At 57.6% G+C, this 11938-nt stretch carries 13 protein-coding genes and 1 pseudogene; 5 read left to right on the top strand and 9 right to left on the bottom strand.

Annotation, left to right across the window (positions count from 1 at the left end):
* Nucleotides 1-152 precede the first annotated feature (152 nt).
* A complete protein-coding gene (gene ahpD / locus HY29_RS04900; RefSeq protein WP_034793344.1) occupies nucleotides 153-683 on the bottom strand; it encodes an alkylhydroperoxidase, AhpD family in 531 nt (176 codons plus the stop codon).
* Between the two features lie 241 nt (nucleotides 684-924).
* Nucleotides 925-1473 (bottom strand): peroxiredoxin, encoded by a 549-nt coding sequence (locus HY29_RS04895; protein WP_034793342.1) that lies wholly within the window; start codon nucleotides 1471-1473, stop codon nucleotides 925-927.
* A 117-nt stretch (nucleotides 1474-1590) separates the two neighbouring features.
* On the opposite strand from HY29_RS04895, the gene HY29_RS04890 reads away from it, so the two are divergent.
* Entirely contained in the window at nucleotides 1591-2490 is a 900-nt protein-coding gene (locus HY29_RS04890) for a hydrogen peroxide-inducible genes activator (protein ID WP_034793340.1), read from the top strand.
* 123 nt (nucleotides 2491-2613) lie between these two features.
* The gene (locus HY29_RS04885; protein WP_034793338.1) at nucleotides 2614-3582 is read left to right on the top strand and encodes a bifunctional helix-turn-helix transcriptional regulator/GNAT family N-acetyltransferase; all 969 of its coding nucleotides are present in this window, start codon (nucleotides 2614-2616) and stop codon (nucleotides 3580-3582) included.
* 84 nt (nucleotides 3583-3666) lie between these two features.
* Here HY29_RS04885 and HY29_RS04880 read toward each other — a convergent pair.
* The 7 genes and pseudogenes from HY29_RS04880 to HY29_RS04845 all read right to left on the bottom strand — a co-directional run.
* Nucleotides 3667-3864 (bottom strand): annotated as a pseudogene (locus HY29_RS04880) (helix-turn-helix domain-containing protein); the annotation flags it as partial.
* A 1-nt stretch (nucleotide 3865) separates the two neighbouring features.
* Entirely contained in the window at nucleotides 3866-4213 is a 348-nt protein-coding gene (locus HY29_RS04875) for an ArsR/SmtB family transcription factor (RefSeq protein WP_034793333.1), read from the bottom strand.
* A gap of 17 nt (nucleotides 4214-4230) precedes the next feature.
* Entirely contained in the window at nucleotides 4231-4698 is a 468-nt protein-coding gene (locus HY29_RS04870) for an SRPBCC family protein (protein ID WP_206741926.1), read from the bottom strand.
* 144 nt (nucleotides 4699-4842) lie between these two features.
* A complete protein-coding gene (locus HY29_RS04865; RefSeq protein WP_034793331.1) occupies nucleotides 4843-6321 on the bottom strand; it encodes a sigma-54-dependent transcriptional regulator in 1479 nt (492 codons plus the stop codon).
* Nucleotides 6322-7272: 951 nt separating this feature from the next.
* On the bottom strand, nucleotides 7273-7641 hold the full coding sequence (locus tag HY29_RS04855) for a PilZ domain-containing protein (protein ID WP_034793326.1): 369 nt from the start codon (nucleotides 7639-7641) through the stop codon (nucleotides 7273-7275).
* A gap of 98 nt (nucleotides 7642-7739) precedes the next feature.
* Nucleotides 7740-9347 (bottom strand): putative bifunctional diguanylate cyclase/phosphodiesterase, encoded by a 1608-nt coding sequence (locus HY29_RS04850; protein WP_051601134.1) that lies wholly within the window; start codon nucleotides 9345-9347, stop codon nucleotides 7740-7742.
* A 112-nt stretch (nucleotides 9348-9459) separates the two neighbouring features.
* On the bottom strand, nucleotides 9460-9897 hold the full coding sequence (locus tag HY29_RS04845; protein WP_034793621.1) for an ester cyclase: 438 nt from the start codon (nucleotides 9895-9897) through the stop codon (nucleotides 9460-9462).
* A 140-nt stretch (nucleotides 9898-10037) separates the two neighbouring features.
* Between HY29_RS04845 and HY29_RS04840 the strand changes: the two genes are divergently transcribed.
* Genes HY29_RS04840 through HY29_RS04830 form a run of 3 tightly spaced genes read left to right on the top strand, consistent with a single transcriptional unit; the run spans nucleotide 10038 to nucleotide 11901 of the window.
* Nucleotides 10038-10622: a hypothetical protein gene (locus HY29_RS04840; RefSeq protein ID WP_034793324.1), complete on the top strand. Its 585-nt coding sequence runs from the start codon at nucleotides 10038-10040 to the stop codon at nucleotides 10620-10622.
* Nucleotides 10619-11524, top strand: coding sequence for a ParA family protein (locus HY29_RS04835; RefSeq protein WP_034793322.1), 906 nt, complete (start codon nucleotides 10619-10621; stop codon nucleotides 11522-11524). The genes HY29_RS04840 and HY29_RS04835 overlap by 4 nt, the downstream gene beginning before the upstream one ends.
* A 17-nt stretch (nucleotides 11525-11541) precedes the next feature.
* Complete coding sequence (locus tag HY29_RS04830; protein ID WP_034793320.1) at nucleotides 11542-11901, top strand: hypothetical protein; 360 nt, start codon at nucleotides 11542-11544, stop codon at nucleotides 11899-11901.
* The last annotated feature ends 37 nt before the right edge of the window (nucleotides 11902-11938 follow it).

Here is an 11938-nt window from a genome sequence, read left to right as displayed (position 1 = left end):
CCTTTTTTCCGGTTTTTCACAGCTTGCCCACAGCCCGCTGAGAAATCACCCAAAACAGCGGCAACAGAACTTCACGAATGCTTCGCAGCAAAAGAAAAGGCCCCGAAGCAATGCTTCGAGGCCTTTGAAACCTTGGGAGCGTCAGAACCGTATCAGGCGCCCTGGGATTCTGTTGCCATGACGCGGGAAACGGCATTCACAACCGCGCCGATGCGGACGGCAGCCTGGATTTGCTCGCTGGTCATGCCGTGCTTGCGCAGCTCGGCCTCGTGCGCGTCGAGGCACATGCCGCAACCGTTCACGGCTGAGACGCCGAGGGAATAAAGCTCGAAATCCGCCTTCTCGATGCCAGGCGCCCCAATGACATTCATCCGCAGCTTGGCTGGCAGCGTCTTGTAGACGTCATTCTTCAGCAGGTGGACCGTGCGGTAATAGACATTGTTCATGCCCATGATGGCACTGGCGGCCTTGGCCGCTTTCAGAGCCTCGGGGCTAAGCTTCGGCGACACTTCTGCCTCAATGGCAGCCAGCGTAGCCGGCTCTCCCACAGCATGTGCACAGGCCAGGAACGTCCCGAGCTTTTGCTGATCCGAGAGGATCGTCTCGTTCAGCAGGGAGCCAAGATTGAGTTTCAGATCCTTGGCATAATCGGGCAGCGCAGATTTCAGGGATTCAACAGACATGAATCATCCTTTCGATAGGAATGTGCAGGTTTTACTGGGGGAGCGTATTGGCCCGACAAGCCAGAGGCTTGGGTGGGGGACGAGGCCTATGTCCATGGGGTAGGACATTAGGCTTGCCGGGCCTATCGCGACGCTTTGAGACGATGCCCCTTGGGGTGGGGGAGGGAGAGAGACACCGTCTTTTTATCTGCGTGCGAGGGGTATACGCGTGAACCGGAAAAACGGTTCCAAAATAGTTTGCTTACAATGTGTCGCCGCCGAGAGGACGGTTACACGGGCACAGCTCGTCGGTCTGCAGGGCGTCAAGAACACGCAGCGTGTCGGACGGATTACGGCCCACATTCAGGTTCGTGACATAGACGTGCTGAACCACATTGTGCGGGTCCACGACATAGGTTGCACGATAGGCAACGCCTTCTTCCGGCTCACGGATACCGAGACCGTCAACCAGTTCGCCGCGCGTATCAGCGAATTGCCAGATCGGCAGTTCGTTGAGGTCCGCATGATCACGGCGCCATGCGAGTTTCACGAACTCGTTGTCGGTGGAACCGCCCATGACAACGGCGTCACGGTCTTCGAAATCACCCGCCAGACGGGCAAATTCAGCGATTTCGGTTGGGCAGACGAAGGTGAAGTCTTTCGGGTAGAAGAAGATTACCTTCCATTTGCCTTCGAAGGAGTCCTGGGTGATCGGCTCGAAAGCGCTCTCGCCGTTTTGCTCGTGCTGCATGAATTTCGGTTTCACACCTGTGACAGTGAATTCGGGAAGCTTCTGGCCAATACCGAGCATGTAAATCTCCTGGGTTGTGTTGTGCTGCCGGCACGGTGGGGCCGGTCACCCCTTCACTTGCGCAGTTCGGCGAAAAAGAAAAATTGATAATCCCAGAAACAGATATAGAAGGAATCTATGATTATCCCGACCCTTCGACAATTGCAGTATCTGGTGGCCCTTGGAGAGACGGGGTCCTTCTCCCGCGCAGCAGAAGCGTGCCATGTCACGCAGCCAACGCTGTCTGCCGGCATCAAGGAATTGGAGGAGATGCTGGGCGTCAAGCTGGCAGAGCGCGAAGCCCGCGGCGCCAAGCTGACCCATGCCGGACAACTGGCCGTCACACGCGCGACCGCGCTGATCAATGATGCCCACGCCCTGGTACAGACCGTACAGAGCGCCGGGGCCCTGCTGACCGGGCCGTTCCATCTGGGGGCCATCCCGACAATTGCCCCTTTCGTGCTGCCCGCTGCCGTTCGCGCCCTCAGCGAGACCTATCCGAACCTGAAGCTCTACCTGCACGAAGACAAGACGTCCCGCCTGATAGACCAGCTGCGCACTCGCACGCTGGACGCGGCCCTGATCGCCCTGCCCTGGGATGTGCACGGCGTTGAGACCCTGCCCCTGTTTGACGACGAGTTCCTTTTCGCTGCGCCGATCAACCACCCGCTCGCAAAGAAGAACGGCCTGTCTCCGGAAGATCTGGCAAATGAAGACATTCTGCTGCTGGAAGACGGGCATTGCCTGCGCGATCACGCCCTGTCGATCTGCCGGATGAAGACCGGCGAGAACAAGGGCCAGGTTGCCGCGACCTCGCTTGGCACGCTGGTCAACATGATTGCCGGCGGCCTGGGCGTATCCCTGCTGCCGAAGCTCGCAACGGATAATGGCCTCGCAACGGGGCCGGATGTAGCCTTGCGGGAATTCGTCCGCCCGGTCATCGGCCGCCAGATCGGTATTGCCTGGCGCACCGGCAGCCCGCGCGAGGCTGATGCCCGCAAGATTGGCGAGATCGTCAAGACCGCTGTCCGGCACTAAAGAGACCAACACGGCCCTGCCCTATTCAAAAACCCTATACCACCGCACGGCCCGGCTTGACGAAGGCATGACCAAAGCCTAATTGCATAACATGTTATATAACTGATTATGGATTCTCCCTTCATGGCACAGGATATTCTCCGCGATGTTGGCTATCTCGGCCTCGCCAGCCGCCTGAAACGCCTTGCCGACAAGCTGCAGGCCGATGCTGTCAGCGTATTCGATACACGCGGCTATCCCATTCAGACGACGCACTTCCCCCTCATTGCCGCCCTGGAGGCCAACGGCCCCCTCAGCGTCAATGCCGCCGTTGAGGCGACCGGCGTCAGTCAGCCTGCCATCACACGCATCCACAATGCGTTGCAGAAAATGGGCCTGACCGATACGCGCCCGATCGAGGGCGACAACCGGCAAAAGGAAATCTTCCTGACGCCGGCAGGCGAAGCGCTGGTTACCGAAATGCGCGCCAGCTTCTGGCCCGTCGTGCGTGAGGCAGCCCAGCAACTTTGTCAGTATCCCCAACATGACCTGCTGGCTGAAGTCGCACGCGTCGAGGATCGCCTGGCTGAGCAAAGCCTTGCGACACGTATCGAGCAGACCGCCAATCCATCCGGCCTGCACATCGTCGAGTATACCGACGCCCTGGCGCCTCACTTCGACACCATTTCCCGCGAATGGGTGGAAGACATGTTCCGGCTGGAACCGGAAGACATCGCCATGATTGAGAATCCCCGCAGCAAGGTCATCGACCGCGGCGGCACCATCCTGTTCGTGGAGGACCCGGAGCTGGGCATCATCGGCACCTGCGCCCTGATGCCCGCAGAGGATGGCGCGTTCGAACTGACCAAAATGGGCGTTTTGAAATCCGCGCGCGGGCGCAAGGCGGGCGACTTCCTGATGAAGCAGATCCTGCGCCGAGCCCGCGAGATGAAACTGCGCGAACTCTTCTTGCTGACCAACGCAAAATGCGGCCCCGCCATCCGGCTCTATGAGAAATACGGCTTCAGGCATGATGAAGACATCATGCGCCGCTACGGACACCGGTATGAGCGCTGCGACGTGACCATGTCATACGCCATGCCGAAGACTTGAGACCTTTACCCATAAAAAAAAGCGGCCCCGAAAGGCCGCTTTCCTTTTTTCCCTTTAACCTCGGCTTGTCACCTCGGTGTGTGCCTAGCTGGCCTCGCGCTCTGCGCGGACGTCCAGGTCATATTCGCGTACCTTGCGGTACAGGGTCGATCGACCGATTCCCAGTCTGCGGGATACTTCACTCATATGTCCATCATAGAAATCAATCGCATACTGCAGAATATCGCGTTCAACATCCTGCAGGGCGCGTAGCTCGCCACTCTCATCCTTGATTGGAATCGGGCTAATCGCCTCCACCGTCTTCCTCTTCATCCAGAAATTCCGCCAGCCGGTGGAAGCGGTCTTCCCAGAGCTGGCGGCGTTCATCCAGCCATTGCCGGGCGAGTGCAAGCCCTTGGGGGTTTATCTCGCATGTGCGGACCCGTCCGATCTTATTGGACCGGACGAGCCCGCTGCGCTCAAGCACCTGCACATGCTGCACGACCGCAGCCAGGGACATGTCGAACGGGGCAGCAATATCCGAGATCGAGGCGGGACGCCGGCTCAACCGTTCCAGTATGGCGCGGCGGGTGGCGTCTCCGAGGGCTTGGAAGACCGCATCGGTATCGGACGGGGCGGCAGGAGCGCTCATGGATCGGTCCTTTCCTTCTACTCCCCAAGTTCCGCGGCCAGCTGGGACAGCAGTTCGCGCGTCCCCTGCTCTCGCATCTCGATGCCGTCAGCATTCTCAAAGAACGCCGCCTGCTCCGTAAATACAAGCCGGGTACCCTCCCCTTCCGGGTGGAATTCCATGGTGGCAAGCGACACAGAGAAAGGAGACCCCGCTAGACTCATCGAATAGGCAATCACGATCCGCTTGTCCGGCACGATGTCCATATAGACGGTATCATTCGCGCACGGCGTTCCTTCCTCAATGGGCTTGTCTGCAACAAAGCGGAAGCGGGACTTTTCCTCTCCGCCAACCCGGAAATCCATGGCGAAGGAATCGAGATGGAAACCCGGCCCCTCCGCAAACCAGCGTCTCTTCTTCTTCGGATCGGCGAAGGCATCGAATACCCTGGCCGGGGCAGAGCGAAAAACCCGCTCGATGGTGAAGTTGCCGTGCGTGACTGACATGGGGTTCATTTGAGGCTCCATAATACTAAAGTTTTCACTTTTGTATTTCGGCGCAAAGAATAGTCAAGCGCAAACTTTAGTATCATATTAAAGAAAAGGCGGCTCCCGGAGGAACCGCCTTCCCATTTCCTCCCGTACCGGGGATCAGCCAGCTTTTCTTTCGTCTCGGACTTCAAGTTCGTATTCGCGCACCTTGCGGTACAGGGTCGAGCGGCCAATACCCAGACGGCGCGAGACTTCGCTCATATGGCCGTCATAGAACTCGATCGCATACTGCAGAATATCGCGTTCAATATCCTGCAGGGCGCGCAGCTCGCCATTCTCATCCTTGATCGGAATCGGGCCTTCGCCATCGGATGACGGCGCCATTTGCGGCGCGTCCTGTGGTGCAGCCGGTGTGGCTGTCGGCATGGCCGGAGCCTCTGGCAAGCTTGCCAGATCCGGCATCTGACCGGAGATCTGCGGGAAATCCTGCGGGCGAAGCATGTCGCCTTCGCACAGCACAACCGCGCGGAACACAGCGTTCTCCAACTGGCGCACATTGCCCGGCCAGTCATAAGAATAGAGCAGCTTCAGCGTATCGTCTTCCGCGCCGGTGACCTTGGCCCCCTCGCTGGCATTGAAGCGTGTAATGAAGTGATCCACCAGGGCCGGAATATCCTCGCGGCGTTCGCGCAGGCTCGGCATGTCCACCGGATAAACATTAAGGCGGTAGAACAGGTCTTCCCGGAACGTGCCTTCCTTCACCTGCTGGGCAAGGTCTCTATTGGTGGCAGAGATGATTCGTACATCCACCTTGGTCGGACGGCGGGAGCCAACAGCATCCACCTCACCTTCCTGAAGGGCACGGAGCAATTTGACCTGCGCGTCGAGCGGCAGTTCACCCACTTCGTCCAGGAACAGGGTGCCGCCATCTGCCTCAACGAATTTACCGAGGGACTTGGTCACAGCACCGGTGAACGCCCCCTTCTCGTGACCAAACAGAATGGACTCGACCAGGTTTTCCGGGATCGCGCCGCAGTTAACGGTAACAAAGGGTTTGCCGGCACGGCCTGAGGCGCCCTGAATGCAACGGGCAACAACTTCCTTACCCACACCACTTTCGCCCAGAATCAGAACCGGAATGTCAGACGTCGCCGCGCGCTCTGCCAGGCGCAGCACCTGGCGCATGGGCGGGGCGGCTGCGATCATGTCGTCAAAGGCCATGCCCCCTTCAGCCTTTCGGGCCAGGCGCTTCACTTCTCCGGACAGGGACTGCATCTTCAGGGCATTGCGAATGGAGACGACCACGCGCTCAGGATTGGCCGGCTTCACGATGAAGTCGATGGCACCGCGGCGCATGCTCTGTACGATCGTATCAATACCACTGGTCGCCGTCAGCATGATCACCGGCAGATCCGGACGCTTGGACGCCAGACGCTCCAGCGTGTCCATGCCGGACAGGCCGGGCATGGTCAGGTCCAGCAGAACGACATCGATGCCGTCCCTCGGGTCAGATGCAAGGGCAACACCAGCTTCGCCATCCGGCGCGGTGCGGCAGGCAAAGCCCGCCTTCTCCACAGCAGCCTGCAACAGGCGGCGCTGTGTCGGATCGTCATCGATTACCAGAACCGTCTTGGCCATGTTCAGTATCACCCTTTCCGTATCCGGAGCAGGCGGGACGCTGGCCGGACTTGTGTATTTCTTGACGCAATACGAAACACCCCCGTCCCGTATCGTTACGCCCCGTTCTGACACATGGGTGTGGAGTTACGGTTGAATGGAAGGATGAAATTTCAATCAAATCCTTCGGTTAGAGCGCGTGCTGACGGGCCCGCAAACCGTCGGCAGCGCCCATAAGCCGGGCTAATTGATTCATAATCAAAATTAATTCTGCGTCAGACATTGGAATTTTGCTGAGCTGCTCCGGCAGCAAGACTACCGTTACGACAGGCAGCAAGCCATAAATTTTAAATTGCACCAAGCCACCATGGAACTCACCAATGAATCCCGGATTCTGTAGTCATGACTACAGAATCCGGGTCCTCAAAAGTGCCCATCACGTCTGGTATTTTCACTTTCGCTGCCAGAATGACCTGCCCCAGAGGTTGATTCAGAGGATTTCAATTCCGCGAATGCGTCTCATCTACTCCATTTTGGAGTGAAAATCTTTTGATGCGGACGGTATCGACAGAGCCAGTATTTACGCCTAAAGGGCCACATCTGGCTGGGGGTCAGGGTCCAGATTTGGGCCACGTCCCCTTAGGAATTGGGACCCGGTATGATGCAGGACAGAAAAGGCAAACGACCTGTCTCCGGCAAAGGAAAGCCGACCCAAAAGGCTGACATTGTGGGACAGGCCATGCGCGAAACTTTCGACCGACTTTCCCAAGAGCCCCTGCCCAAACGCCTCAGCGACCTTATGGACGCCCTCAAGAAAAAAGAGCAGGAAAATAAAAGCGACAAGAGCGACTGAGTCCTCTCGCCTCCCTTCCCAAAACAGAAAAACCGCCGAACCGGACATAAAATATCCCGGCCCGACGGTTCCTGCATGATCCTCCAGCAAGTGCTGGACGGAAGTTCCAAGCTGGCCTGTCAGCCAGCCCTGGAAAGGGTTACCTCGCTGACACCTGTGAGGCTTCGCAGCATGTCCGCAGACAGCGCGTCGGAGAAGACGACACCCACCACCGGGCCCACTCTCCACCGCACCGTGCAGTGCAGCCTGGACGCCGCGCCGCCAGGGCTCGTGCGCACCAGAAGGTAAAACGTATCGGCAAGCCCTGGCCATTCACCAATCGTCAGGGCTGCGCCGGTCATGGATATGTTGCGGATCAAAACACTGCGCGCCTGGCTCATGTCTTCCAGCACGACACGGCCCGCCACCTGCCGGTGAACCCGCAGGCTGCGGCGCAGGTCGACGGGGCTGCCATCCTGGTTGAGTTCGAAGGGCGCATCCTTGTCCATATCCAGCCTATGCAGGAGTCAGCCAAATCGTTCAAAAAAAACGAAAAAAACTTTTCGGGTCCGCGGATGAACGCGCGTATCGTTGCAAATACTACAGATCAGGCGGTTCCACGAGACGAGGTCGGGAAGGCTTCCGCCTCCTCATAATCCTCATTTGCCGCGTCTTCCGTGACGCGCCGGCGCGATGCTTCGGCCGGTCGGCCATACAGGAATCCCTGGCCATACTCACAGCCAATTCCCTGCAGGAAACTGACATGCGCATCATCCTCGATGCCCTCCGCCGTCACCTTCAGACCCAGATTGTGCGCCAGCGTCGTCACCGTCCGCACAATCGTGTCAGAGGCCTCGTCATTGCCCAGCCGGGCGACGAAACTCTTGTCGATCTTCAGCTTGTCAAAGGGCAGCTCGCTGAGATGCCGCAAGCTGGAATAGCCCGTTCCGAAATCATCCAGCGAGATGCGGATGCCCTGGCGCTTCAGCTTGGTCACCATGGCGTGTGCGGCCTCGAAATTCGCCACCAGCGCGGTTTCGGTGATTTCTACCTCCAGTCGCCCCGGCGCGACGCCCGTCTCGGTCAGGATCGCCAGAATCTGTTCGGCCAGCCAGTCATCGCTCAGCTGCAAGGATGACAGATTGATCGCCATCGTCATGTGCGGCGGCTTGTGGCGCAGCACCAGACAGCCCTTTTTCAGCACCTGCAGGAAGAGGCGCGAAATCAGGCCGGACTGTTCGGCGATTGGAATGAATTCATCCGGCATCAGCAGGCTGCCATCCGAAGCGCGGCAGCGCGCCAGCGCCTCAAAGCCAATGACTTCGCCGGTTTCCAGGTCGATGATCGGCTGGAAATACGGTTCGACACGTTCATCGATCAGCGCGCTGCGCAGCTCACTCTCGATCATGGCCCGCCGCTTGGCGGCCTCTTCCATGCCTGGCTCGTAGAATGAGATCGAAACGCCGCCCTTGTCCTTGTCGCGATACATGGCGATGTCGGCGCGGCTGAGGAAGCCTTCCACGCCGATGTGTTCATCATCGGTCTGCGACACGCCGATGCTGGCGCCGACAGAACAAACCACGTGGTCCAGTTCAAAGGGCGTCCGGAAAATGCCTGGCAATTGATTGATCACATCGCTGATCGGAGGGTGGTAGGCAGAGCCCTTGAAGATCACCACGAACTCATCCCCACCCATGCGGCAAACCATGCCCAGATCGCCCACAAGATCGACCAGCCGCTCACTGACCGCCACCAGCAGCATATCCCCCGCATTGTGACCATGCAGGTCATTCACGCCTTTGAAGCGGTTGAGGTCCACCCCGATGATCGTGACCGGCATTGTGGACGCGTTCTGCAGCAACCGCTTCAGATGCGCCATGCCCTTACGGCGATTGGCCAGGCCGGTGAGCGGGTCATGCAGCGCAATCTTTTCAACAGCCGCTTCAGCCGCCTTGCGGGCCTTGATCACCCCACGCAGCTCCTTGGCCCGCCGTATCATGAATATCAGCATGGCGACCGGCAGGATCATCATGACGACGAGGATCTCGTCGATCTCCCACGTTTCATGCGTGTCGGAGAAATACACAATATATTCGAAGGCTTCGGTCGCGACTGCGGCCGCGAACAGCACTAGGGAACAGACCGCAATGATGACAGCATCGCGGCGCGCATGCTTGCTGGCGCTTTCGATCTTCTCTTTCACGCGCTGCGGCATGGAGGGGCACCCTTCCGTAACTAATGCGGTAAAGTAAGAGAGAAGGGTGAATCCGGCGTTAGTCACGCTTTGGAAATTGCTTGTAAATCAGGCCCCGACTGCAGAAGCCGGCTCAGGCGAGGTCCAGCGCGCGCAGCACTGCGCCCTGGTCAAAATAGGGTCGTTCGCAGATAATCCGGTCGCTGCCCGGCGCGAACTCGAATGTCGCGGCCATGCGCACACGGAAACTCCGCCCCGTCGGCTCGATTATCTTGTCCCCTACCCTCAAGGGGCCAGTATGCGTGCCAGTCAGCCAGAACTCGACCAACAGCGTGTCGGCCGCTTCATCGACCGCGATGGAGATGATCTCATTGTCCTGGTCCGGGAACGGCGTGCGCGATAGCTCGAAATAGCGCCGCACCGCCTCTTCCCCATCAAACACCTGCCCGCCGCCATGCATCTCATAGCGCGGATGCTCAAACGTCGCGATCACCGCATCCCAATCATGCGTGACCTCAAGGGCCATGTGGTTGCGGACGTTTGCAATGCGGGCTTCGGTGAGGGGGGTCATGGTGTTTCCTTCAGTCGGGTAAAAATATCCCGTGACAGCATCTGCTGCCTCAATCGCGCTTGGGTCAGACACGCTATATCAATCTGCGGTCTTGCCTTTTCCATGTAAACGGGATTTTCTGTGGTTAACAGGGGCGCGTCATGAAAATTATCAAGCCGGAAAGTGCGCTATACCCATTGGTATGGCGCTGGCTCAACTCGCAGTTCTCGCATTCGGAACTGGTTCCCAGTTTCCCGGGAATGGCTCAGATTTTCACGTCCAATACATCTCAAGCCCCCGCAATTGATGGCGGCTACTGGTCGAGACCAGACTTGGCAGCGATGCTATATTCCCGTGCACGGTTCGTCCCAACTCTAGCAGCATCTCTCTATACATTTGAGATCAAGACCTGGGACGGCATATCAGACTCTTCCGTATACGAGGCGATAGCTCACAAACGCTACGCAAATTACTCTGCACTTGTTTGGCAGGCCGAACCGAAGGACACGAGAAACAACGGCATCTTCGAGTTATGCAAATACCATGGTGTGGGCGCCGTCACCGCCGAAGACCCATCAAATCCGCACGACTATATAGTACATGTCGCTGCAGAACGCGCCGAAGTTGATCCGTTTGTCATTGATCAATTTGTGGACCGTCGTTTCCCACGGGAAGCACGCATGAATATGGAAAAGTGGCTCCAGGAGATGGGCTGGAAAGCCATACCCCGGGAGGGCATCATTTGAAGAAAATCGCCATCGCCAATATGAAAGGCGGGGTGGGCAAGTCCACCTCCGCAATGATGTTGGCAGACGTACTATCACACCAATACGAAAAACGCGTTCTGCTCATCGATTGTGATCCGCAATCTAATCTAAGCCAGATGATCTTGAGTTTTCCAGGATTGAAGAGTGCGAAAGCAGCGGGCTGCACGATCACCAACTGGATCGAGAGCTTTGGCAATGGAACAATGCTGGGGCACAACCCCAGTCCTGATATCGATGCAGCCAGAACGATCCAATCCAATGTGTCTGGGTTGGAAAGCCTTAGAATGAACAACCCGCGCCGTAGAAACGGACAAATCTCACTTTGGGCAGCAACACCCGATCTTCGCTTCGCAGAGTTGGCCTTCGATCACCTCTACTTCGTAGCAGGTGATCGAGCCTCTCCTCGCAATATGCTGAACGGCCTATTGAAAGACGCTCTCTCCTCTGTCGAGGTACAATTTGATTACGCCATCTTCGACTGCCCGCCTGGCTTCTCCACTTTGAGCCAATCGGCCCTTCTGCAGGCTGACTTGATCTTGTCACCCCTCAATGTTGATAGGGTATCGCTCTGGAGCCTGATGAATTTCTGGAAGCAAGGCTTGGAAGAAACCCTCTCACTTGGCGTCACCCGCAGGTACGCCTTCCTGACGATGGTTGCAGGCGGCAATGGCGCGAAGCGAGAGAAACTGAAACTGAGAGAAGACCTCAGACGTTTTGCAGGCACATCCGTGCTGGAGACCGAAATTCCATTTTCGGTGCAGGCCCTACGATTTGTCCGGCGCGTAGATGAGCAATCCTACACCACATTCAACCACAAATATGGCGGCATCAGAAAGACAGTAGAGAGTTTCGGCAATGAAGTTCTGAACTTGGTCTACTGAAGATATGGAGATCACACATGACGGAAAATGAAATCGACGCCCAGAAGGCAATTAATGGCTTCCTCGCAGCCATTCGCGACGCAGCGGCAGAGAGCCCGGCATTCAGGGCAAGACTCATCGAAGCCATGCAGGTCACGGTTCTCTATGAGGGTCAGGAACAGTTTCAAGGCGCGAACCCGGCTGTACAGGCAGCGCGCTGGTCCAAGGATGCCTTCTGCCGAATTTGGGGCGCCGCAAAGGTTGGCGAATTGAAGGCAACTCTCAAAGAGAACGACTTGGCGACTGCCACAGATATGAAGGGCATGAAGAAGAACGACCTGGTCGAACTCCTTTATAAACGGGCGTTGTCGCGGGCTGAGGAATTGCGTCTGGCATAATCCCCCCCCCTGCACCATATCTGGCGCATGGCTCCTC

Source organism: Hyphomonas beringensis (assembly GCF_000682755.1).
Classification (GTDB): domain Bacteria; phylum Pseudomonadota; class Alphaproteobacteria; order Caulobacterales; family Hyphomonadaceae; genus Hyphomonas; species Hyphomonas beringensis.
The sequence above is the reverse complement of the archived record's forward strand: the minus strand, read 5'-3'. Positions and strand labels throughout refer to the sequence as shown.